The organism is Treponema sp. HNW (assembly GCF_050320395.1).
GTDB lineage: Bacteria > Spirochaetota > Spirochaetia > Treponematales > Treponemataceae > Treponema_C.
The window spans coordinates 2,690,801-2,713,510 of record NZ_CP144459.1 but is presented as its reverse complement, the minus strand read 5'-3'; the positions used below and the strand labels follow the sequence as shown (position 1 = coordinate 2,713,510).

The 22,710-nt window shown below is 45.9% G+C and carries 20 protein-coding genes; 10 read left to right on the top strand and 10 right to left on the bottom strand.

The window, feature by feature from the left end; translation table 11 throughout:
- Positions 1–75: 75 nt before the first annotated feature.
- The 3 genes from V1L52_RS12740 to V1L52_RS12730 all read right to left on the bottom strand — a co-directional run bounded on the left by V1L52_RS12740 (position 76) and on the right by V1L52_RS12730 (position 4,612).
- On the bottom strand, positions 76–1,938 hold the full coding sequence (locus V1L52_RS12740) for a flavocytochrome c (protein ID WP_428770167.1): 1,863 nt from the start codon (positions 1,936–1,938) through the stop codon (positions 76–78).
- Between the two features lie 146 nt (positions 1,939–2,084).
- Positions 2,085–3,977, bottom strand: a complete 1,893-nt coding sequence (locus V1L52_RS12735) for a flavocytochrome c (RefSeq protein ID WP_428770166.1) — start codon at positions 3,975–3,977, stop codon at positions 2,085–2,087.
- 266 nt (positions 3,978–4,243) lie between these two features.
- A complete protein-coding gene (locus tag V1L52_RS12730; RefSeq protein ID WP_428770165.1) occupies positions 4,244–4,612 on the bottom strand; it encodes an FMN-binding protein in 369 nt (122 codons plus the stop codon).
- A gap of 158 nt (positions 4,613–4,770) precedes the next feature.
- On the opposite strand from V1L52_RS12730, the gene V1L52_RS12725 reads away from it, so the two are divergent.
- The 7 genes from V1L52_RS12725 (at position 4,771) to V1L52_RS12695 (ending at position 11,828) form a co-directional block, all read left to right on the top strand.
- Positions 4,771–5,934 (top strand): C40 family peptidase, encoded by a 1,164-nt coding sequence (locus tag V1L52_RS12725; RefSeq protein ID WP_428770164.1) that lies wholly within the window; start codon positions 4,771–4,773, stop codon positions 5,932–5,934.
- 91 nt (positions 5,935–6,025) lie between these two features.
- On the top strand, positions 6,026–6,688 hold the full coding sequence (locus tag V1L52_RS12720; protein WP_428770163.1) for a hypothetical protein: 663 nt from the start codon (positions 6,026–6,028) through the stop codon (positions 6,686–6,688).
- A gap of 127 nt (positions 6,689–6,815) precedes the next feature.
- Positions 6,816–7,298, top strand: a complete 483-nt coding sequence (locus tag V1L52_RS12715) for an NAD(P)H-dependent oxidoreductase subunit E (RefSeq protein ID WP_428770162.1) — start codon at positions 6,816–6,818, stop codon at positions 7,296–7,298.
- Between the two features lie 7 nt (positions 7,299–7,305).
- On the top strand, positions 7,306–7,851 hold the full coding sequence (locus V1L52_RS12710; protein ID WP_428770161.1) for an ATP-binding protein: 546 nt from the start codon (positions 7,306–7,308) through the stop codon (positions 7,849–7,851).
- A 27-nt stretch (positions 7,852–7,878) separates the two neighbouring features.
- Complete coding sequence (locus V1L52_RS12705; RefSeq protein WP_428770160.1) at positions 7,879–8,274, top strand: (2Fe-2S) ferredoxin domain-containing protein; 396 nt, start codon at positions 7,879–7,881, stop codon at positions 8,272–8,274.
- A 9-nt stretch (positions 8,275–8,283) separates the two neighbouring features.
- Positions 8,284–10,065, top strand: a complete 1,782-nt coding sequence (locus V1L52_RS12700) for an NADH-ubiquinone oxidoreductase-F iron-sulfur binding region domain-containing protein (protein WP_428770159.1) — start codon at positions 8,284–8,286, stop codon at positions 10,063–10,065.
- Positions 10,066–10,088: 23 nt separating this feature from the next.
- Entirely contained in the window at positions 10,089–11,828 is a 1,740-nt protein-coding gene (locus V1L52_RS12695) for an NADH-dependent [FeFe] hydrogenase, group A6 (RefSeq protein WP_428770158.1), read from the top strand.
- A gap of 160 nt (positions 11,829–11,988) precedes the next feature.
- On the opposite strand, the gene V1L52_RS12690 is transcribed toward V1L52_RS12695, so the two are convergent.
- The 4 genes from V1L52_RS12690 to V1L52_RS12675 form a co-directional block, all read right to left on the bottom strand.
- Complete coding sequence (locus V1L52_RS12690; RefSeq protein ID WP_428770157.1) at positions 11,989–12,318, bottom strand: type II toxin-antitoxin system PemK/MazF family toxin; 330 nt, start codon at positions 12,316–12,318, stop codon at positions 11,989–11,991.
- Positions 12,306–12,548 (bottom strand): AbrB/MazE/SpoVT family DNA-binding domain-containing protein, encoded by a 243-nt coding sequence (locus V1L52_RS12685; protein ID WP_428770156.1) that lies wholly within the window; start codon positions 12,546–12,548, stop codon positions 12,306–12,308. The genes V1L52_RS12690 and V1L52_RS12685 overlap by 13 nt, the downstream gene beginning before the upstream one ends.
- 85 nt (positions 12,549–12,633) lie before the next feature.
- Complete coding sequence (locus V1L52_RS12680) at positions 12,634–13,245, bottom strand: hypothetical protein (protein WP_428770155.1); 612 nt, start codon at positions 13,243–13,245, stop codon at positions 12,634–12,636.
- Between the two features lie 70 nt (positions 13,246–13,315).
- Positions 13,316–14,926 (bottom strand): Na+/H+ antiporter NhaC family protein, encoded by a 1,611-nt coding sequence (locus tag V1L52_RS12675; RefSeq protein ID WP_428770154.1) that lies wholly within the window; start codon positions 14,924–14,926, stop codon positions 13,316–13,318.
- Between the two features lie 160 nt (positions 14,927–15,086).
- Between V1L52_RS12675 and aroE the strand changes: the two genes are divergently transcribed.
- The 3 genes from aroE to V1L52_RS12660 are packed head-to-tail and all read left to right on the top strand — an operon-like array spanning position 15,087 to position 18,579.
- Positions 15,087–16,586 (top strand): shikimate dehydrogenase, encoded by a 1,500-nt coding sequence (aroE, locus tag V1L52_RS12670; protein WP_428770153.1) that lies wholly within the window; start codon positions 15,087–15,089, stop codon positions 16,584–16,586.
- The gene (gene rpiA, locus V1L52_RS12665; RefSeq protein ID WP_428770152.1) at positions 16,576–17,325 is read left to right on the top strand and encodes a ribose-5-phosphate isomerase RpiA; all 750 of its coding nucleotides are present in this window, start codon (positions 16,576–16,578) and stop codon (positions 17,323–17,325) included. Before aroE ends, rpiA begins: the two co-directional genes overlap by 11 nt.
- Positions 17,326–17,328: 3 nt before the next feature.
- A complete protein-coding gene (locus V1L52_RS12660; protein WP_428770151.1) occupies positions 17,329–18,579 on the top strand; it encodes a sn-glycerol-1-phosphate dehydrogenase in 1,251 nt (416 codons plus the stop codon).
- A gap of 82 nt (positions 18,580–18,661) precedes the next feature.
- On the opposite strand, the gene V1L52_RS12655 is transcribed toward V1L52_RS12660, so the two are convergent.
- Genes V1L52_RS12655 through V1L52_RS12645 form a run of 3 tightly spaced genes read right to left on the bottom strand, consistent with a single transcriptional unit; the run spans position 18,662 to position 22,542 of the window.
- Positions 18,662–19,723, bottom strand: a complete 1,062-nt coding sequence (locus V1L52_RS12655; protein ID WP_428770150.1) for an extracellular solute-binding protein — start codon at positions 19,721–19,723, stop codon at positions 18,662–18,664.
- Between the two features lie 42 nt (positions 19,724–19,765).
- Positions 19,766–21,415, bottom strand: a complete 1,650-nt coding sequence (locus V1L52_RS12650) for an ABC transporter permease (protein WP_428770149.1) — start codon at positions 21,413–21,415, stop codon at positions 19,766–19,768.
- A 14-nt stretch (positions 21,416–21,429) separates the two neighbouring features.
- A complete protein-coding gene (locus V1L52_RS12645; protein ID WP_428770148.1) occupies positions 21,430–22,542 on the bottom strand; it encodes an ABC transporter ATP-binding protein in 1,113 nt (370 codons plus the stop codon).
- Between the last annotated feature and the right edge of the window lie 168 nt (positions 22,543–22,710).

The window sequence follows — 22,710 nt, the reverse complement described above, 5'->3', positions numbered from 1 at the left end:
AAACTTTTGCTTTCCGACAGCCCCGCCGCATTTTAAGCTTTTATGCCGCCGAGCGGTACAAAAGCTTTTAAATCTTTATTCTTTTGCGGCGTTTGTTCCGGCAATTTTTCCGAACACCGAAATATCGGTAATTGCGTTTCCGCCGAGCCGGTTTGCACCGTGTATGCCGCCGGTAACTTCTCCTGCTGCATACAAGCCCGGAATCGGTTTGTCGTTCATATCCAAAACACGGGCACCCGTGTCGATTTTTAAGCCGCCCATCGTGTGGTGCACGGTGGGAACCCGTTTTGCCGCGTAAAAGGGCGCTTTGCCCAGTTTTTTGCCGTATGTCTTTAAACCGAGCTTATCGGGCGAGCCGTCGACAATGTTGTTGTATTCGTCGATGGACTTTTGCAGTTTGTCCGCGGGAACCTTCATCAGTTCCGCCAGTTCTTTAACCGAAGAGGCTTTTAAAGTTTTACCCAGCGTTACAAAGTTGGCGATAAGCGGATCTCCTTCGGGATATCGGTTACCGTCGGCCACAATCCACATATTACCGTCGGGCTGGGCATAAATCGCATTAACCAGGACATCGCGGCGGGCATCTTCGGCAACAAAACGTTCTCCGTTATTGTTTACGAAAATGCGGTTTAATCCGGACGTGTGAGGCTGTCCCATCATCATGCCGGTTCCGGGCTCTCCGTTCGGATGGAGCTGGATAAAGCCCATGTCGGTTAACTGCGCTCCGGCTTTTTCGGCCATAACAATACCCTCTCCCTGTGCCGCGCGGCTTTGATTTGAACATCCTATTTTTGTGCCCAAATCCGCCCACTGTGTATTGTATTTTTGGCGCATATCGATGTTGGCTCCGAATCCGCCCGTTGCGATTATAACGGCCTTTGATGCCTTATAAGTAACATCATAGCCTTTCATCTTTGCTTTTACGCCGGCTACCCTGCTTCCGTCTTTAATCAGTTCAACGGCCCGCGTTTCCGTGTGTAAATCGATACCGTCATGTTCTTTGATATATTTTTCGGCAGGATAAATGACCGTCGTCCCGTTCGGAAAATCTTTGGTGCCGTAATGACTTCTCTGCCACAAAGCGCCGGTTGCCATTCCCAAGGTATCTTTGAATACGGCTCCGTTTGAAGCTGCCCAGTCAATCGTTTCGGGAGCTTTTTTAGCCAGAATATCGATTAATTCGGGCCTGCCCTTATAATCACCGCCGTTATAGGTTTGCAAAGCGTGAAATTCGGGACTGTCGAAAAGCCAGTCGTTGCCTTTTTCTAAATGTGCATCAAACTGCGCGCGTACGGCTTTTTGTAAAGAAGCTTCGTATTCATCGAAAGGTTCTTTTTGTAAAAGCTTTTCAACGGCATCCCGGTTTGTCTTTGTCATCTTTGTCGCCCGGCCCCGTACCGGATCCGCTCCGTTAAAGGCGCCTGCCGAAAAAATCGTACTTCCGCCTGCAAAGCCGAGCTTTTCAATGATGATAACTTTTGCTCCCGCCTGATGCGCCGCAAGACCCGCACTCATTCCCGCACCGCCGGCACCGATAACGATAACATCGGCCGAATACGAAGAAGACGCCGGTTTAGCGGCAGGCACTTTCTTTTTCCATTTTTCGGGATTGCCTCCGGCTGCACTGATACATTCGGAAACTCCGCTTATAACGGCCCGGCCGGCAAAGGTTGCTCCCGAAACCGTATCTACGGCTAAAGATTGGTTTTTTACGATACGTTCGGGCACCGTATTTAAAACACTTTGAACTCCGACCGATTCAAAATGCGAAACGATATCTACCGTTTTGATTTTGCCCTTTGCAAAGGTTACGGAAACTTCCATCGGACCGTTGTGGGCATTTGCCTTTGCATTGAAAGTTCCGTCTTTTACTCTTGAGCCGCCGTATACGCTCAAGAAAATCATACTGAATACAATCAGTGTAAAAATCCTTTTCATTTTTTCCTTCTTAATATAAAAAATATCCGTTTACAAAAAATTGCGGATATAAAACAGGGCTGCCGGAAAAATCAAAACTTTTTTCAGACAGCCCCGCCGCGTTTTAAACTTTTATACCGCCGAGCGGCATAAAAGCTTTTAAATCTTTATTCTTTTGCGGCGTTTGCTCCGGCGACTCTTCCGAATACGTGAATGTCTACCAAAGCGTTTCCGCCCAAGCGGTTTTTACCGTGAATACCGCCGGTAATTTCTCCCGCCGCGTACAAGCCGGGGATAACCTTGCCGTTTTTATCCAAAACCTGAGCTTTCAGGTTTATTTCAATACCGCCCATCGTGTGGTGAACGGTCGGCATACGAGGCGATGCATAGAAGGGAGCCTTATCCATCTTTTCACCGAAGAGGTTGCGTCCGAATTCGGGATCTTTTCCCGCTTCAACGGCCCTGTTAAAATCATCGTTTGTTTGCTTTAAAACGGCAGGGTCGATACCGATTTGTTTTGCCAAATCTTCAATCGTATCGGCACGGAAAATCTTTTTGTCGGCAACCAGTTTTTCAACATCGTCGCCCCAGAGGTTTTTACCGTTTTTAAAGGTAACATGGCTGTCGGCAATAACATAGCTGAAAGAGCCGGGCTGCTCAAGCAGGGCTTTAGTCATAACGTCACGGCGTCCGTCTTCCGCCATAAAGCGCTTACCGCTTTTGTTTACCTGATAGTAGTATTCAACGCCGATACCGCCGATCCACCCGTTTAATCCGCCCGTTTCGGGGTTTCCCAGGGGCAGACACTGGATGTATTCCATGCCGATAAGATTTGCGTTTACCGCTTCAGCCATCAAAATTCCTTCACCGACGTTGGCAGGGTTATTTGTGGTTTTAAGATTTTCACCCAAGAGGGGATCGTATTTTTTGCGCAGCGTTTTACTTGCCGCAAAACCGCCGGAAGCAAGTACAACCGCTTTTTTCGCATTCAATACAACGGGCGTTCCGTCGCTTTGTACGGCGTTTATGCCCGTAATGCGGCCGTCTTTTTGAATCAGGCTTTCGCCTTTGCAGTTCATAATAATTTCAACACCCAATTTATCGGCGAGCGCCTTGTTGGTATTGATAAAATCCGAACCTGCAGCGTTTTGGGGAACGTGCGCTCGGGGCCATAATCCGCCGGGAACCGTTACAATAGTATCGCGCCATACCAAACCGTTGCTTTCCAGCCATTCGGCCGCCGAAAGGGATTCGGAGCACAATTTTTCGATAAATTCAATCTTTCCGGCATAGTCGCCTCCGTCATAGGTTTGCAAAATGTGCAGTGCGACACAGTCGAACAAACGGTTCGGCTTTTCCGCGTTGTACGCATCAAGTTCTTTTTTTAATTCGGCTTGATATTTTTTGTGCTTGTCGTTTTTAGGTTCAACCTTCAACAAGCGTTCGATACCCGCCATTGCCGCATCCGATGCGGGGTGCACGTTTGCCTGACGAGCGGGGTCTACCGCGTTATAGGGACCGCCTGCACGGATAGTGTTGCCTCCGAGCAGGGGAGTTTTTTCAATAAGAATGACTTTTGCGCCGTTTTGGGCTGCCGAAATTGCAGCCGATAAACCCGCACCGCCTCCTCCGACAACAACGACATCGGCCGATTTTTCTACGGCTTTTCCGGCTTTAACGGCAACTTTTTTTCCTTTAAGCGCAGCTATATCACCGCCGGCCTGTTCAACCGCCGAAGCAACCGCGGCTAAAATCGCATTCGATGTAAGGGTTGCACCCGTAACCGCATCAACCGCCAAACTCTGGGTTTTAATAATCCGTTCGGGGATTTGCTTAATCGGTGTATCGGAGATACCGGGGGTTTCCGAGTGTTTTCCGATTTCGATTTTTTTAATTGCCGACTTGGTAAATGTAACGGTAACGTTTACGTCCCCGTTCATACCCTGGGCGGCAGCCGTGTAAGTACCGGCTTTGTACGACCCGTTGCTTTCTTTTCCGCCGCCCGCAAAAAGGCTTGCGGCCAGAAAAACGACAAGCAAAGTTGAAATTATTTTTTTCATTGATACACTCCTGTCCCCAGAATAAGCCAAAGGTATATATAAGTCAAGAGCGTTGTGTTATTATCTTCTAACTCTGTTTATTCGTGCGGAGGGTTTAATACCCCGACGCTCTGCGTCGGGGTTGTTGATTTTTAAAGAAAATAATTCGGAAAAGGTTTTATAGGAAGGAGCCTTCCGGCTGAAGCCGTCGGCTGTTTTATGGCATAACGCGCATACGGTTTTGGACTGTCCAAAAATTACAGCCTTTAGACAGTCCTTTTCGGTATTTATTTCTTTTTTGCTTTTAAAGCGTTTACATCGCCGCCGGCTTGTTGAACCGCCGAAGCAACCGCTTCCAAAATAGCTTTGGATGTAAGAGTTGCACCGCTTACCGTGTCGACTGCCAGACTTTGGGTTTTGAGAATCTGTACGGGGATTTGCTTAATCGGGGCATCGGAGATACCAGGGGTTTCCGAGTGTTTTCCGATTTCGATTTTTTTAATCGCCGACTTGCTGAATGTAACGAGAACGTTTACATCACCGTTCATACCCTTGGCTGCAGCCTTATAGGTACCGGCCTTGTAGGACATTTTGTCTGCGGCAAAAAGGCTTACTGCCAAAAGAACAACAAGCACAGTTAAAAATATTTTTTTCATTTATATACTCCTTACCGTTAGAATACGGTAAAGATATATATAAGTCAAGAGCTTAAAATAATATGAAACTAACTTCTGCCCCGTATAGCGGCTGTGCCGAAAGCAAAAGACCTTTGCTCTCCCTTGAGCCTTGTACCGAAAGCTCCGATATTTAATATATGAGATTTTTCCGTCAAATTGAGAACAAAGGTGCCGCACATGTTTGTGCACATCGGATTTATTTTATATTCGTTTCCCTGTACGCATTGCTTTGTGCAGCCTTGCTTTCCGCACAAAGTGCGCCCCCCGCGCCGGGTTTTGCATCGGAATCGGATGCCGCTTCGGCACGGGCGCTGCGCGAAAAGGTTATCAGATCGGCAAAGCAGTATGTCGGCGTTCCGTACCGCTACGGGGGCTTATCCGTAACGGGTATGGACTGCTCCGGCTTTATTTATACGGTTGCCCGCGAGGCGGCGCAGGTACAGCTTCCGCGCACGGCGGCGGCAATGTATTCTTTTTGCCGCATTGTAAACGATGCCAAAAAAGAAGCCGGCGATATTTTGTTTTTCAGGGACGGCGGAAAAATCACTCATGCGGGTTTATATATAGGAAACAATCAATTTATTCATGCGGTAAGCGACGGGCCGAATACGGGCGTTATTGTCTCTTCTTTAAATCAAACGACATGGAAGCAAAAATATGCCGCCTGCGGTCAATTTTTACCGTCGGCACAAAGCGGTGAAAAGGCTGCTGCGGATGCGCCCTCTGCGGAACGAAAAAATGGATCCGAACATAAAACGGCCCTTTCGGATGAAAAGGTTCCGTCGGACAATACCGAATTTATACTGAATACAGCCTTTGATTTTTCCGGCCGGCTGGCGTGGAACTTTTATACAGCCGACGGCTTCCGCTTTAATATCAGGGGTGTTTATTTTCAAGCGCACATGCTGTACACAAGGTGGATGCTGCAGCCGGGGGTAGGTATTGATATCCGCATTATGCCCCCGATGAAGATTGCTCACCTTCCTCTGCGTTTTACGCTCTCCGTCCCCTACGGTTTCCGTATATATGCAGGCCCCGTCTTTACCATCGGTAAACCGCAGCTTAGCGAAAAAGGAATCGAACTTAAGGCTCCCGTTTTTCCGGGGCTTTTCGGGATAAACTGGCAAAGTCCGCCTATAGCTGCAGGAGAGGCAAGTCTTTCTTTTGTACAGGACTTGAGTTGGACAATATTTAAAAATCCCGATAATTCCCGCCTTTCCGCGCAAAATGCAATTGCCTCCGGCATGACTTTTTCTTCCGGGATTCGTGTAACGGTTCCGACAAAAAAAATGTTTAAATAATATGTTTAATATCCGATTAAAGCCCGGCGCTGCCGGCCGCTCGGCAAGTTTCGTATGTTTATTTTGCGTCTTCTGTGTTTTGTTTTTTTTTATGTCCGGTTGTGCGGCCCGCGCATCTTTAACCTTACACACCGATAACAGCGCGGTTCTCGCAGTTAAAACGCGCGGCGGCAAAACGCTTGAAGAAACGGCAGCCGCTTTTACCGGTACCGGCGAAGAAACGGCCTTATTGGACCAAGAAGCGCTTCGGAAAAACTTTGCTTCCGCCGGTTTTGTGCTTACCGAATCGGCTTTAACGGGTAAAACCGGCATAGAGCTCAAAGCGTCGGCTGCAGCCGTCGATAAAAGCGCCGTAAGCGGGATGTTGAAGACGGAAAAAAATGCGGGGGAAGAAATCATAACCTTAACTCTTTCGCCGGAATATATGCGTAAGCTCATACAAATCCTTCCCGAAGAAACCGCGGAATATACCGAGTTTTTAATGGCTCCTCTTTTTACCGGGGAACATATGAGTTCGGATGAGTATGCCGAGCTGATAGGCGCAATGTACGGAAAGGCAATCCGCGCCGATTTGGAAAAGGCGTTTTTTAATTTTGACGTAAACCTGCCTTCAGCCGTTACCCGCGCCGAAATAGCCCCCCGGGATACGGGAGTTGTCCGGATTAACGGAAAAAAAGCCGAATTTCAACTGTCTCTGAATAAATTTTTATCAAATTCTGATAAAATAAAAATTTGCATTTGGTGTAAAATTTAAGCAAACGGCGGAAAATAAAAGAATATTCCGACATTTCTTCCGTCGGCCCTCCGAAATTCACCCTTGCACTCTTTATTGTAATTGAATATACTCCGACTTATAGAAAACTAAGGATGAGAGGTTTTTTATGGCATACACAATAAACGCGGGCTTTTCGGACGAACTTGAAGCTTTTATTGACGAATGGAAGCATAAGCCCGGCAGCCTCATTATGATTTTGCACAAGGTGCAGGAAGAACAAAGCTACATTTCCAAAGAAGCGGCTCAAGCCGTTGCCGAACGAACGGGAACTCATTTGGCGCGCGTATACGGAGTTATGTCCTTTTATCACTTCTTTAAAACGCAAAAACCCGGTAAAAACCGCATCAGCGTGTGTTTGGGCACGGCCTGCTATTTAAAGGGCGGTCAGGACTTGATCGACGAAGCGCGCGGCTTGTTGGGACTTTCTCCCGATGACGTATCCACTCCGGACGGTTTGTTTTCGGTTGAACCCGTGCGCTGTATCGGCTGCTGCGGTTTGGCTCCCGTTTTATCCGTAAACGGCGATGTGTACGGTAAACTCGAAAAGGGTCAAATGGCCGGTATTTTGGATAAATACAAAACGGCGTAAGGGAAGGATGCATTATACCCTATGCGATTTGATTGCCGACTTGACGCAAAATGCGCAGGAAGCGGCTTCATCTCATATCCGGGTTGAATTTACGGAATCGGAGAACAATCTGACCGTATATATCCGTGACAACGGAAAGGGCATGGACGGCGAGCTTTTAAAAAAAGTGCGCGACCCTTTTTATACGGACGGTATTAAGCATCCGAACCGGAAAATAGGAATGGGGATTCCCTTTCTTATTCAAACAACGGCCGAAACCGGCGGAGAATGGAAAATCGATTCGGTTCCCGGAAAAGGCACCGTTGTATATATGAGCTTTGATTTAAAGAACATCGACACGCCGCCTATAGGCGATGTGTGCGGATTGTTCCGGCAGTTGCTGATTTTTCCCGGCGACTATGAACTTGAAATTGTGCGGACGAAACATACACAAGATTGTTCCTTAACCTACACCTTGCTGCGCTCGGAACTTTCGGACGCTTTGGGAAAGATGGAAACCGCCTCCGACCTGGCCTTGCTTGACGAGTTTTTGCAAAGTCAGGAAAACGGTTAAAAACCATAATGAAGGATGGAGAACACTATGGCAAAAATGTCTCTTGAAGAACTGCGTAAACTGCGCGGCGAAAAGCAAAACGAGTTAAAGCGCCGGGACACGGACGGAAAAACCATGCAGATTATAGTCGGTATGGGAACCTGCGGTATCGCCGCCGGTGCAAAAGATACGCTCGATGCTTTTGTTTCGGAACTGACGAAAAACGGTCTTTCGGAACATGCTATTATCCGCCAAACCGGCTGCATGGGATTATGTGCAAGCGAACCGACCGTTGAACTGATTATTCCCGATATGCCGACCGTTATGTACGGTAAGGTAAAGGCCGATAAGGTTGCCGAAATCGTAAAAACTCATATTGTCGAAAAAAAACTTATCGATAATATGATTTTAAACCGCCCCTCCGCCGACATACTCAATCAATAGGAGACATATATGGCATACACACACTACATTCTCGTTTGCGGAGGATCGGCCTGCGAATCGAGCAATGCCGACCGGATTTTTACAAATCTCTTACAGGAAGCAAAAAATGCAGGGGTTGCCGACAAGGTGCAAATCGTAAAAACCGGCTGTTTCGGCTTTTGCGAAAAGGGTCCCATAGTCAAGGTTCTGCCGGAAGATTCTTTTTACGTGGAAGTAAAACCGGAAGACGCAAAAGACATTATCGCCGAACAAATCATAAAGGGCCGTGAAGTAACGCGCCTTTTATACAACAAAGAAAAAAAGAGCTTGGAAGCCGTAGAAGACATTCAATTTTATCAAAAACAACTGCGTGTCGTGTTGCGCAACTGCGGTGTTATCAATCCCGAAGACATAAACGAATATATTGCACGCGACGGCTATCTTGCCCTCGAAAAAGCCCTTTTTGAAATGACCGGCGAAGAAATCGTCGAAGAAATTAAAAAGTCGGGCTTGCGCGGCCGAGGCGGTGCCGGTTTCCCGACGGGACTTAAATGGGAGGCCGGTCTTAAAGCGGCAGGAGACGTTAAATACGTTGTCTGTAATGCCGACGAAGGAGACCCGGGTGCTTACATGGACCGCTCCACCGTTGAAGGAGACCCCCACTCAATCCTTGAAGCGATGACCATTTGCGGTAAGGCCATCGGTGCCCGCAAAGGATTTATCTATATCCGCGCCGAATATCCGCTTGCCATCGACCGCTTGAAAATCGCTATGCATCAAGCGCAGGAAGCAGGTCTTTTGGGAAAGAACATCTTAGGTTCGGGATTCGACTTTGATATAGAAATCCGCTTGGGTGCGGGAGCCTTTGTCTGCGGTGAAGAAACCGCCCTTTTACGCTCAATAGAGGGCTTGCGCGGTATGCCCACGCCGAAACCTCCCTTCCCGGCTCAATGCGGTTTGTGGGGAAAGCCGACCGTTATAAACAACGTCGAAACATGGGCGAACATTCCCGTCATTTTAACAAAGGGAGCCGATTGGTTTAATAAAATCGGCACCGAAGATTCTAAGGGCACAAAGGTATTCGCCCTTACGGGTAAAGTTGAAAACTCCGGTCTTGTTGAAGTTCCGATGGGAACAACCCTGCGCGAAATTATCTTTGAAATCGGCGGCGGCATAAAGGGCGGTAAAAAATTCAAGGGTGTACAAACCGGCGGTCCTTCGGGCGGAATTATTACCGAAGAAAATCTGGACACTCCTATCGACTTCGGCGCCTTGGTGCGCCTGGGTTCAATGATGGGTTCCGGCGGTATGATTGTTATGGACGAAGACGACTGCGTTGTCGACGTTGCCAAATTCTATATGGAATTCTGTGTAGACGAATCCTGCGGAAAATGTTCTCCCTGCCGTATCGGGACCCGTCAGCTTCATACGATTTTGGAAAAAATATCGCGCGGAAACGGCGAACCGGAAGATTTGCAAAAACTTAAAGACATCGGCCTGGCTATGAAGACGGCTTCCTTGTGTGCTTTGGGACAGTCCGCGCCGAACCCGACCCTTTCAACGATTGCAAAATATGAACAGGAATACATTGACCACATTGTGCATAAAAAATGTGCGGCCGGAAAATGTAAACACTTGATATCCTTTTTTATTACCGAAAAATGTATCGGCTGCGGAGCCTGTGCACGTAAGTGTCCGGCCCTCTGTATTACCGGAGAGCGCAAGACAATGCATGTAATCGAGCAAAGCAAGTGCTTAAAGTGCGGCGAATGTGAACGTACCTGTAAATTCGGCGCTATCGAAAAAAGATAAAAAGGTAACGATGAGGAGAAGTTATGATAAATTTGACTATAAACGGCAAAGCGGTTCAGGTATCTGACGGCTCAACTATTTTGGATGCCGCAAAAAAGGTACATATAAAGATTCCCACCCTCTGTCATACGCCGGATCTTCCGCCTTGGGCATCCTGCGGTATTTGTATCGTAAGGGCTGCCGGAACTCACCGTATGATGAGGGCATGCTGCACAAAGGCTGCCGAGGGAATGAATATTATCACTCACGACCCCGAACTTGTAAAAGCGCGTCGGACGGTTCTTGAGTTGATTTTGTCGAATCATCCGGACGACTGCTTAAAATGCAGCCGAAGCGGGCAGTGCGAATTGCAGGATTTGGCGGCCGAATTCGGTTTGCGCGAAGTACGTTTCGATACGATATTGAAAAATCAGCCGGTCGATAAATCGAACAATACGGTTGTATTAAATCGAAATAAATGCATCAACTGCGGCCGCTGTATTGAAGCGTGCCAGGAAATGCAAAACGTATGGGCGCTTGAATATACGGGGCGCGGAGACAAAACTCTTATAGGACCCGTTTCGGGTGTCGATTTGGCACACAGCCCCTGTGTACGCTGCGGACAGTGTACGGTTCACTGTCCGACGGCGGCTATCCGCACCGGACATACTACCGAAAACGTATGGGCAAATCTGCAAAATCCCGAAATGACTTGCGTTGTACAAATCGCCCCGTCGGTGCGCGTTGCAATCGGTGAAGAATTCGGCTTAAAACCGGGGGATATTTCAACAAAAAAAATCTATACGGCGCTTCGTCTTATCGGCTTCGATTACGTATTCGACACGAACTTTTCGGCCGACATGACGATTATGGAAGAAGCGACCGAATTCGCTTCGCGTCTTACCGAGGGAAAAAATCTTCCGCTGTTTACAAGCTGCTGTCCGGGCTGGGTTGACTATTGCGAAAAAAATTACCACGACCTTTTGCCCCACCTTTCCACGGCAAAAAGTCCCCAGCAAATGATGGGGGCGGCGATAAAAAATTATTGGGCGCAAAAAAAAGGCTTGGATCCGAAAAAGATTTACAGCTTGGCGATTATGCCCTGTACGGCAAAAGATTACGAAACACACCGCGACGAACATATGTTTTCGTCGGGAGCCGCAGACGTTGACGAAGCTCTTACCACACGCGAATTTGTCCGCCTTATAAAAGAAGCCGGCATCGGCTTTAACGATTTGGAAGAAACCGAGGCGGACAATCCGCTCGGAGAATACACGGGTGCGGGAACTATTTTCGGGGCAACCGGAGGCGTTATGGAAGCCGCCGTGCGTACCGCCTACCATTTGGTAACAAAGGATGAGCTTGCCGATGTAAACTTTAAACCCGTGCGCGGTCTTGACGGCGTAAAAGAAGCCGAAGTGGATGTGGGCGGCACAAAGGTGCGCCTTGCCGTTATTCATCAGCTCGGCAATGTGGACGGCGTTATGCAAAAAATCCGCGGAGAACTTGCCGCCGGAAAAGAGCCGTCGTATCATTTTGTGGAAGTTATGGCATGCCGCGGCGGCTGTGTCGGCGGCGGCGGTCAGCCCTACGGTGCAACCGATGAAGTGCGTACCCTGCGTGCGGCGGGCTTGTACAGCGACGACGAAAATCAAAAAATCCGCGTGTCGCATAAAAACCCCGACCTTTTGCAGGCGTACAAAGAATTTTTCGGAGAGCCGGGCAAAGGCAAAGCGCACGAGCTTTTACATACAAAATACACCGCACGCAATACGTATAATTAATTTGTAAAGCACGTATCGAAAAAACGGGGGGTGTCAAAAAAGCTCGCGGCTTTTAAGACAACCCCTTTTTTATTCGTTCGTTTTCAGTTATTAAAAAAGTGCAAGTACCTACAAATTGAGAATCCGGGTGCGGCAGAACTCTCCGAATCCGGACGGCTTTTTAGTCAACCAGCATTTCCCGTATAATGTTTTTTACCTGTTTAACCGCTTTGGGGCTTATTTTTCCCATTTTTTTTACAAGCCTGACATTATCGACCGTTCTTATTTGATCCAGTACAATCCAACCGTTTTTACCGTCAAATTTTACCGGTACCCTCGTAGGATATGAACGGGATTTTGTAGTCATGGGGGCAACTATCACGGTGCCGATATTATTGTTCATCTCATTCGGGGATATTATCAAACAGGGTCGTGTTTTTTTTATTTCATGGCCGACTGTCGGATCGAGGTTGACAAGATAGACCTCGTATTGCGCAATTACCATTCCCATTCAAAAGCTCCCGAATCGGGTATCTCTTCCAATATATCTTCTCGGTTTCGATGCATATCGCAAAAGGCTCGCGCCCATCCCTGTCTCGGAGGGTCTTTTACGGGAGAAAGCATAATACCCTTTTCCGTTACTTCCATTTCCATCTTATCCTTTACGGACAATCTGTCCAAAACAATTTTCGGCAATCTTATGCCGCGGGAATTACCTATCGGGATAAGAGATACCAACATACTGCACCTCTGTATACGTTATTACATTGTAATTATATGCTGTTTTTGCGATATGTGCAAGCGGAATTTTTTAATGCCGAAGCTGTCAGTGATGGGAAACCCAATAGATACCGGGTTCCATTTTTTCTATTTCGGTTCGGGACTCTTCATACAAATCATAAAAGAGTGAAGGATCGCCGCCCTCAGGCAAATATAAAAAGCCCGCATAATTGTCCAATATGCCGCGGTATGTATAAAAAAACACATAGGGTTTGCCGTCGTTTGTTTCTACGACAATTTGATTGCCGCCCAAAGAAACGAGGGGAAAAGACGAATCAAGTTCAATTAAGGAGCCGTTATATTCAACATTGGGCTTTAATTCTCCTGCTATAACCTTTTCGACTATTTTTTCGCGCTCTTCTTTGTAATGCAGAAAATTCCACTTGAGCCATAAGCGGGTAAACGGAATAAAAAATATAATAAAAACCGTAACGATTTGTATGATTAAGGGGACAAAACAAAACCGGTGCCGTTTTCGGTAATCCCATGCGTACACAACGCTTAGCACAAAAGAACCCAAAAAAATGATGCCGATAAATCCGGCAAGGGGGAGAAAAAGAAATTCGGTAATCGTATCGATTATCGGCCATTTAAGGACGGCGGTTCCTATCGCAAACAGAGAAGTCCCTGCCGCAGTAAAAAGTACGGATTTTTTCATCGGGTTTTCAAAAACGGTACGGGAACTGAACAAATCGTAATATCCGATCTCCGTACCGTTTAGAATGTATTTACTTAAACCGTTTGGGTAAAAAAATCATGCCGGGAATAAAGACGGCAAAAACCGCAATCCAGGCGGCAAAGCCGTTCATAAAAATACCTCCTGCAATAAAGCCGATAAAGGAACAGAGGGCGGCAAAGAGGGCATAGGGCATTTGTGTCGCAACGTGCTCCAAGTGCGGACAGGCGGCTCCCGTCGAAGATAAGATTGTGGTATCCGAAATCGGGGATGCGTGGTCGCCGAATACCGCTCCGCCCAAGACGGCCGAAATACAGATAAAGACGGCATTTAAAGCGGCGGTATCGGTAAGCCCTGTTCCCTGCGTTAAACCGACGGCAATCGGCATTACAAGCGGAATCATAATGCCGAAGGTTCCCCAACTGGTGCCCGTTGCAAAGGCTATGAGAGCCGACAGGGCAAAGATGATTGCCGGAATAATCCACAGGGGGAAGCCGCTTCCGACAACGATTTCGGAAAGGTAGCGTCCCAAGCCCAAGCCGCCTTCTTCGGGAGACGACTTTATAACCGTACCGATAGACCATGCCATAGCCAAAATAATCAAGGCGGGAACCATGGACTTTATACCGTCGCGCACGGCTTCGCTAGCTTCTTTTAGATTCATAAGGCGGCGGCACAGATAGTAAATATAGGTAAGCGCCAAAGTGAATATAATCGAATAAAACAGTGCATAAGAAGAATCGGTATTGTTAAATGCATCGCGCAAACTCATTGAAGCGGCCGCCTGCGATAAGTTCAGTATGCTTTCGCCGTCTACCGCATTCAGCCATGAAACAACGGGAAAAAAGCAAACGGCAAAAACGATGAGCAATAAAATCGGTACCAGCATATCGACGGGCTTTGCTCTTGTGTGCTGTTCTTCCCGTAAGTCGCCTGAGATAACGCCGTATAGTTCTTCGTTCCACAGAGCTCCCGTTTCGCGCGCCAGGGTCTCCGATTTTTTCATTGCACCGAAATCGGATTTAAAAAAGATAATGGTAAGTACCATTAAAAGGGTTGTCAGAGCATAGAGGTTAAAGGGAATTGCACGGATAAAAAATTCAAAGTCGCTTATGCCGAGTTTTTCAAAACCTTCGGCTCCGCGGACAATCGACATTACGGTAACAACCCAGCTCGAAATCGGAGCCAGGATACATACGGGTGCCGCCGTTGAATCCAAAATATAGGCCAGCTTTGCCCGTGCAACCCTGTTTTTATCGTTGATAGGGCGCATAACGGTTCCTACCGTTAAAGAGTTGAAATAGTCATCGATAAAGACAATGAGACCGAATATAAAGGTTGCAAACTGAGAAGCGGTTCCGCTTTTTAATTTTTTTGAAACCCATAGACCGAAGGCTTGGGCAGCCCCCGTTTTTGAAAGCATACCGACCAAAGCTCCCAACAAAGCGCAAAATAAAAAAATACGTATGTTCCAGCCGTCGGCCAAAGAACCGGCAATCAAATCGCTCAGGTTCATAACCGCCGCGCCGGGATTACCGCCTGCAACAATAAGACAGCCCGATAAAATTCCCAAAAACAGGGAAACGATAACGTCCTTTGTAATAAAAGCAAGGGCAATTGTCAGTAGAGGGGGGATAATTCCCCACATTCTGAAATGTTCCATAAAAAAACGAATCCTCCTCTCTAAGAGCTTTTACAAATGCAAAAAGTAGTGTAATATTATCATAAATGCATAAAGACTTCAATTAAAAATAAGCGATGCGGTAAAAAAGAAGGTTTAAAGTAAGCGGCTGAAATAGCGCCGCTCAATTTTAAGGAAGGATATGCAGCAGCCGAAAATATGTTTATGCTTAACCTGTTCCACCCTTGCCGAAAACCTTGAGGTATTGGAAAAATATCGGCAATGGATAGATATGGCCGAATTGCGTGCGGATTATCTTAGCGATGACGAGCGCCTCTATATACGCCGCTTTCCGGCAATGGCGGGCATTCCGATTATTTTAACCATACGCAGGGTCGTTGACGGCGGTGTATACAAGGGAGGAGAAGCCGCCCGTACCGCTCTTATGGCACGAGGCCTTGCATTTGCGTCTCAGGATACGACTAAGAATTTTGCTTACATAGATTTGGAAGAGGATTTGGATGTTCCCAGTATTCAGGATGCGGCCTTGGCATTCGGTACGCGTATTATACGCAGTATGCATAATATGAAGGATACGGTTACGGATATTCCCGCTAAAATGGCTCAAATACGCAAAACCGGTTATGAAATACCGAAAGTCGCCTGTACTCCCCGCAGTTTGGTTGATGTGTCTACCCTATTTAAAGAATCGGCGGCTTTGGACTATGACCACATTGTCTGCTGTATGGGTTTATTCAGTATTCCTTCCCGTGTATTAGCCGAACGCACGGGGTCTTTTTTAACCTACTGTTCTCCGCCCGGAGTTAATGTCGATGAGGCTTTGACAAAGCTCGGCCATGTGGATCCGATTCAGCTTAATACCCTCTATAATTTTCGTGCGATCGATGAAAAAACCGAATTGTTCGGCATAACCGGCTACCCCTTAACGCATACGCTCAGTCCGAATCTGCACAATGAAGGCTACCGTACACACGGAATGAATGCCGTATATATTCCGATAAAGTCCGACTCGGTAAAGGATGCCCTCGATTTTGCCGGCATTTTGGAAATGAAGGGCCTTTCGATTACCGTGCCGCATAAAGAAGACGTGCTTGCGTATTTGGACTCGGTTTCTCCCGAAGTTGAAACTATAGAGGCGTGCAATACCGTTGTATGCGGCAAAACGGGGCTGACCGGCTATAATACCGATGCGGAAGGTTTTGAAAAGGCCCTGCTTGCATTTTTACAGGTAAAAAATCTCCGCGGTAAAAGAGTTGCGATAATCGGGGCGGGAGGAGCTGCAAAGGCCGTTGCCTATGCCGTTCATAAACTGAAGGGAAGGGCTTGTGTTTTTAACCGCACTCTTTCCAATGCCCGTCTGCTTGCCGAAAAGTACGGCTTTAAATATGCGGTCTTGGGCATGGAAGACCAAAAGCTTTTGGAAAAGTATTCATGGCTTATTATTCAAACAACCTCGGTGGGAATGGGCGCCGGTGAAAACGATACGGCTGCAGACCCCATTGCCTTTTACGGTTTTACGGGAAGCGAACAGGTATACGATATTATTTACAATCCCGAAAAAACGCCGCTTTTGCGCCGTGCCGAAGAGGCCGGCTGCCGTATTTGTAACGGATATTCGATGCTCAAGCATCAGGCTTATAAACAATTTGAATTATTTACGGGAGTACCTTATGAAAACTGAAAAAAAACTGTCGCAAAAAGAACAAAAAGCCCTTGTAGGAAAAGCGGTTATAGACCGCCTCTTTGAACGCGGCCTTATTAAATCCGGGATGAAAATCGGTTTGGGTACCGGCTCAACGGCCATCATTGCGGTTGAGCATCTTGCCTCTTATATTCGGGACGGAAAGCTGTCGGATGTAAAGGCGGTTGCAACAAGTTTTCAAACCCACATCACCTGCGAAGAAAACGGTATTCCGGTCTATACGCTGAACAGTAAAGAAATTGCGGGAAAGCTCGACCTTTCTATTGACGGAGCCGATGAAATAGATCCCGACAACAATCTTATAAAGGGCGGCGGGGCGGCCCACGTTCAGGAAAAGATTGTCGAATACAATACAAAGCGCTTGGTAATCATCGCCGACGAAAGCAAACTCGTACCCCATTTGGGAACGAAATTTCCGCTTCCGGTCGAAATTATTCCGGCTTCGCGCGGCCCGGTTGTACGCGAAATGGAAAAACTCGGTGCATCCTGTATCCTGCGAAGCTGTGCGGGAAAGGACGGCCCCGTTGTTACCGATAACGGTAATCAAATTCTTGACTGTACATGGCAGGCCCTTCCCGACGGCTCGTCTCCCGTAAATCCCGCCAAAATGGAAGACCGGGTAAATAAAATCACCGGCGTTGTGGAAAACGGCTTTTTTACAAAAAATAAACCGCTCGTTTTTATCGCCCATGCCGACGGTACGGTGGAAGAACGGTAAGATATGATTTTTATAGACGGAGAAAAATTACAAGGCGCGTGTTCCTGCGGAAAGCCGCACACAATGGATACCAAGGCTGTAATCATAGAACCGGGCTGCCTTAAAAAAATCGATGCGTATTTTGAACAATATCATATAGCGGGAAAAAGGGCGGTTGTGTACGATGAACATACATACAATGCCGAAAATCTTATTCGGCCGGCAGCAGACCGGGAAATCGTTTTAAGGGCGGATACGGATGCACACGATGAACTTGCCGATGAAGTTTTACACAATTCGGCTTCGGATATAAAAATCCTCATAGCCGTGGGAAGCGGAACCGTGCATGATATTACCCGTTATTGTGCTCGTGAAACGGGTAAGATTTTTATATCCTGTCCTACGGCGGCAAGTGTGGACGGGTTTTGTTCGACGGTATGCGCTATGACGTGGAAAGGTTATAAAACAACATTGCCGGGCATAGCTCCCGCCTTGGTTCTCGCCGATACCGATGTAATCAAGGCGGCACCCATGCGTTTAACACTATCGGGAGTCGGCGATATTTTAGGGAAATATACGGCTTTAGCGGATTGGAAAATCGCTCATGTCTTGGCAGGAGAACATTTTTGCGAGCGCATTGAACAAATGACGGAAAAAGCTCTTAAAACGGTTCATTCATGCTGTGAACAAATCCCCGAGAAAAATGAAGAAGCGATAGAGCAGCTGATCTATGCCCTTTTGCTTTCGGGACTTGCAATGCAGCTTATGGGAAATTCGCGGCCGGCATCCGGTTCGGAACACCATATATCGCATTTAATTGAAATGCATCCTCAAAAGCTCGGTGTTTTTTCTTCCGCCCTGCACGGAGAAAAGGTGGGCGTTGCAGCGCTGTTGATTTCCGAATACTATCATAAGCTGACAAAAACCGAAAAAATCGGCTCCCGTGTAAGAGAATATGCCTTTCCCTCAAAAGATGAACTTCGTTCCTTTTATGGAGATGATTTGATTGAATCGGTTTTGAATGAAAATAAACATGACTGTATGAACGGGGTTACTCCCGAAAAACTTATCGAAACATGGCCGAATATCCGCAGTATCGTTTCGGAAATACCTTTAAAAAAAGAATTGCTTCCTGTATATGAAAAAATCGGCATGAAAGCAACTTTGAGCGATATTGATGTGCCCGAAGACCGCGCTGATTTATTGTTTGAATATTCTCCGACAGTACGAAACAGGATGACTTTAATGCGTATCAAACGCATGATTACCTTGTAATACATACCGGAATAAAAAAGGCCGCAAGTTGTCCTTTTAGACGCGCTTGCGGCCTTTTAACGGAATTAACTAATAAACGGTTTTATTTGTGAATTTCCGCGTAAATCTTATTCCATTTTTCAAGAACTTTAGCTTTGTTTTCAATCATCCAATTAACATCGCGGGTTACCCACTTAACTTCGTTCGTTTTCGGAAGGTAGGGGCTTTCAAAGTTTGCCTTTGAATTGGTCATACGCAGTGTTCCCAAAGATTTGCCGAGTGCATTTTGACCTTCTTCACTCATTAAAAAATTGACCATGGCTTTTGCGGCTTTAGGATGGGGAGCTCCTGCGATTACGGCACAGCCGAAAGCCGAAGCGGAAGTTCCTTCTGCAGGATACACCATGCGGATATTCTTTGCGCCCGATTTTAAGAGGGTTGCCGCACCGTCTTCATAGGTAATACCCGCAACGTATTCTCCCGTTTCAACCGATTTAAAGCATACGGAAGAAGAAACCGATATAACCAAGCCGTTTTTCATAAGCTTTGTCATGTAATCCCATGCTTCGGGACTGTCTTTTCCGAATACGGACATAATGTTACATACATTGTTCCATGCCGCGGACGACGAATTCGGATTTGAAAAAACAATTTTTCCTTTTAACTTGGGATTTAACAAATCGGCATAGCTTTTAATTTCAAGTCCCAATTCTTTTTCCAACTCGGTGTTGATACAAAAAACACAGGTTGAAAGGTGGTCCAAGCTGTAAAATCCGTTATTCGATTTATAATCGGAGATTACTTCGTTTTCGTATTCCGACAGCCAGTGCTCGAAAATTTCGCTATGGGTATTTCCGTCACTGTTGCTTAAACCGCCCCACATAATATCACCCTGCGGATTTCCCTTTTCGGCGGTAATACGTGCAACCAATTCTCCTGCCGAACCGTTTACGACTTCAACTTCGCATTTCGGATATTTTTCATTGAACAAATCGATCAGGTTATTCAAATCGTTTTCGGTCATACTTGAATACAAAACCAACCGGCCTTCAATGTCTCCGGCGGCACTCTTATCGGCCGCGGCTGTTTCTTTTTTTCCGCCGGAACAGGCAGACAGCAACAGCGTTACCGCGATTGCTGTAAATAATAGGGCTTTTTTTTTCATACAAAATCCTCCTAACATATATATTTTTTAGTTCAAAAAAAGCTACAATTTAATATCTTCCGATTTACTTACGGCTAAATAAATCACAAGAGAAATTGCGGTTACGACGGTGAGAATTGCCGAAAAAGCGGCTGCAAGACCGTAGTTTCCGCGTGAAATCGCCACATATGCGGACATGGTAAGCGTAATGTTTTTGTTGTTGTATAAAATAATCGAACTTGAAAGTTCGGTAACAATCGATACCCAGCTTAAAATGGCGCCGGAAATAATCCCGTTTGACATCATCGGCACGGTAATCAAAGAAAAGGTTTTTAACTTTGATGCGCCCAAACTGATAGCGGCTTCTTCTATGCTTATCGGAATCTGCTGCAGGGTTGCCGTTGCCGAGCGGATTGTATAAGGCATACGGCGTATGACAAACGAAATCAGGAGAATCCAAATCGTTCCGGTTAAAGCGAGGGGCTGCTTACCGAATGCAATGACCAAAGCGATACCTATTACCGAACCGGGCATGATATAAGGAAGCATAGACATCGTATCGATTGTATGATTCCACACATTTGAGCGGCGGACGACAAGATACGCAATAAGGATTGCACATACTATAATAAGAGCAAGAGAACCGACGCCCAATATCGTTGTGTTGGTGATTGAACGCATCAGCAGTTTTTTTACCGCCATTTGATAGTTCGCTAAAGAATAGCCGGGTTTGAATACGGCTTGGTCGCAGTTTCTGAAAGATAAATAAATAATATAAATCTGAGGCAGTAAAGCAACCGCTATTAAAAGGTATGAATACAGGTATATTAAGGCTCCTTTTAAGCCTTTGAGCGACTTTTTCTCTATCGGATGCAGGGCGCTGATTGAAAACTTATATTTTCCGGTTCCCCACTGCTGAAGAAAAAAGACCAAAGCGGTAACAAGGATTGCTATAATACTGATAGCGGCCGCAAAATTGTGGTCGGTTCCGTTTTCGCCCAAGTACTGATTATATATTTCAACCGGAAAGGTTCTGTATCCTTCACCTATCAAAAGCGGCGTACCGAAATCGGCAAAGGCGCGCATAAACACCAAGAGCGCCGCCGCTAAAATTGTAGGCATTGAAAGGTTCATCACGATCTGGAAAAACCGTCTTATTCCGGTACAGCCCATATTTTCCGATGCTTCCATAAGCGTTTTATCTATATTTTTAAAAGCGCCGTTCATATAAACAAAGACAAGAGGAAAAAGCTTTAAGGCTTGCACAAGCAAAATTCCCTTAAACCCGTAGATATTTCCTATCTTTACGCCGAACACATCGCGGATAAATTTGGTGATAATACCGGAACGGCCTAAGAGCAAAATCCATGCATAGGCACCGATAAACGGCGCGGACATACAGCAAAGAATACTTGCAACAAATAAAAATTTTGCCCCCTTTACATGATAAAATGAATAAAAATAAGAAAGGGGAATACCGATCAGTAAGGTTAATGCCGTAATTGCAATACTGACTTTAAAACTGTTGTAAATTGTTTTACTGTAATAAGACTGGGAAAAGAACTTTACAAATTCCTTTAAAGTAAAATCTCCGTCTTTTGAGATTACCGCTTGCCGCAATATACCGAACATCGGATAAATTAAAAACAACAAAAACAATCCCAAAAATAAAACCGTTATACCGCTCCAAAGTTCAAATTTTTTGATTTTCATTTTGCCATCATCCTTTATTCGGCTGTGTAATCATTACATACGCCGCTAACGATATTGGACTCTCCGTCCGCCGTGAAAATATTCACCTTTTCGGTATTTATCGTTAATGAAATTTCGGTTCCGTTCGGAATAATGCTATCTATTGTAGACTCTTGAATGGATTCGACTTGGGTACCGTCATCAAGGTGCATAAAATAATGCGTATTTAAGCCCAAAAAGACACAATCATCCACAACCGCTTTAATACCTTTTCCTTTTTCTTTGTGCATTAAAAATTCTTCGGGGCGGACGGAAAGAATAATATCCTGATCTTTTTTGCAGCCGTCTTTAATATGAGGTATCGGAGCCGTATATCCTAAAAAGTCAAGATGGGGCTGTCCGTCTTTTATGGTAAGCTTTGCTTCCAAAATATTTGAGCGGCCGATAAAGGTCGATACAAACAGGTTAGCCGGTCTTTGATAAATATTTTTCGGCGTGCCGATATGCTGAATAACGCCGTTTTTCATTACGGCAATTCTGTCCGATACGGCCATGGCTTCTTCCTGGTCGTGTGTAACATAGATTGTCGTAATCCCTACACTGTGCTGAATGTTTTTAATAACGGTACGCATTTCAACGCGCAATTTTGCATCCAGATTGGAAAGAGGCTCGTCCATCAGAAGTACATCCGGCTCAATGCAAAGTGCCCGTGCAAGTGCAACGCGCTGCTGCTGACCTCCGGAGAGCCTGTCCGGTAAGCGTTCGGCTAAATGGTCGATTTGCATTAATTTTAAAAACTTTTCCGTCCGTGCGGCTATTTGGTCTTTAGGAAAATGTTTGTTTTTCAAGCCGAATTCCACATTTTTGCGCACCGTTAAATGGGGAAAAATTGCATAGTTTTGGAATACCATACCGATATTTCTTTTGGCAGGATCCAAATCGTTTATACGTTTATCGTTAAAGTAAAAATCGCCGCCTTCAATCGAATTAAATCCCGCAATCATTCTTAAAAGAGTGGTTTTTCCGCAGCCGGAAGGTCCCAATAGAGTAAAAAATTCTCCCTGATTTATTTTTAAACTTAAGTCGGGAATAATTACATTGTCTCCGTATTTTTTCAGTGCATGATTTACCGTAATAGTTACGCTCATTTGATTCTCCTTGTTACAGTAAGGGTGTTGTTTTTGTATAATGATTTGGCTATGCAGAACAAATATATTCTATCTATCTTAGAAAACTATATCTATGACTGTCAATACCTGTTTGCTCCGATTTTAAACTTTTATTAAGCTATTGACCATAGAACAAATTTACCGTTA

Bases quoted from the DNA above. Each gene is read 5' to 3' on its own strand.
- aroE (WP_428770153.1), top strand. From the start codon at position 15,087: ATGCAGCAGCCGAAAATATGTTTATGCTTAACCTGTTCCACCCTTGCC.
- V1L52_RS12725 (WP_428770164.1), top strand. From the start codon at position 4,771: ATGAGATTTTTCCGTCAAATTGAGAACAAAGGTGCCGCACATGTTTGT.
- V1L52_RS12705 (WP_428770160.1), top strand. From the start codon at position 7,879: ATGGCAAAAATGTCTCTTGAAGAACTGCGTAAACTGCGCGGCGAAAAG.
- V1L52_RS12660 (WP_428770151.1), top strand. From the start codon at position 17,329: ATGATTTTTATAGACGGAGAAAAATTACAAGGCGCGTGTTCCTGCGGA.
- V1L52_RS12680 (WP_428770155.1), bottom strand. From the start codon at position 13,245: ATGAAAAAATCCGTACTTTTTACTGCGGCAGGGACTTCTCTGTTTGCG.
- V1L52_RS12675 (WP_428770154.1), bottom strand. From the start codon at position 14,926: ATGGAACATTTCAGAATGTGGGGAATTATCCCCCCTCTACTGACAATT.
- V1L52_RS12740 (WP_428770167.1), bottom strand. From the start codon at position 1,938: ATGAAAAGGATTTTTACACTGATTGTATTCAGTATGATTTTCTTGAGC.
- V1L52_RS12685 (WP_428770156.1), bottom strand. From the start codon at position 12,548: ATGTTGGTATCTCTTATCCCGATAGGTAATTCCCGCGGCATAAGATTG.
- V1L52_RS12690 (WP_428770157.1), bottom strand. From the start codon at position 12,318: ATGGGAATGGTAATTGCGCAATACGAGGTCTATCTTGTCAACCTCGAT.
- rpiA (WP_428770152.1), top strand. From the start codon at position 16,576: ATGAAAACTGAAAAAAAACTGTCGCAAAAAGAACAAAAAGCCCTTGTA.
- V1L52_RS12715 (WP_428770162.1), top strand. From the start codon at position 6,816: ATGGCATACACAATAAACGCGGGCTTTTCGGACGAACTTGAAGCTTTT.
- V1L52_RS12695 (WP_428770158.1), top strand. From the start codon at position 10,089: ATGATAAATTTGACTATAAACGGCAAAGCGGTTCAGGTATCTGACGGC.
- V1L52_RS12645 (WP_428770148.1), bottom strand. From the start codon at position 22,542: ATGAGCGTAACTATTACGGTAAATCATGCACTGAAAAAATACGGAGAC.
- V1L52_RS12700 (WP_428770159.1), top strand. From the start codon at position 8,284: ATGGCATACACACACTACATTCTCGTTTGCGGAGGATCGGCCTGCGAA.
- V1L52_RS12720 (WP_428770163.1), top strand. From the start codon at position 6,026: ATGTCCGGTTGTGCGGCCCGCGCATCTTTAACCTTACACACCGATAAC.
- V1L52_RS12650 (WP_428770149.1), bottom strand. From the start codon at position 21,415: ATGAAAATCAAAAAATTTGAACTTTGGAGCGGTATAACGGTTTTATTT.
- V1L52_RS12710 (WP_428770161.1), top strand. From the start codon at position 7,306: ATGCATTATACCCTATGCGATTTGATTGCCGACTTGACGCAAAATGCG.
- V1L52_RS12735 (WP_428770166.1), bottom strand. From the start codon at position 3,977: ATGAAAAAAATAATTTCAACTTTGCTTGTCGTTTTTCTGGCCGCAAGC.
- V1L52_RS12655 (WP_428770150.1), bottom strand. From the start codon at position 19,723: ATGAAAAAAAAAGCCCTATTATTTACAGCAATCGCGGTAACGCTGTTG.
- V1L52_RS12730 (WP_428770165.1), bottom strand. From the start codon at position 4,612: ATGAAAAAAATATTTTTAACTGTGCTTGTTGTTCTTTTGGCAGTAAGC.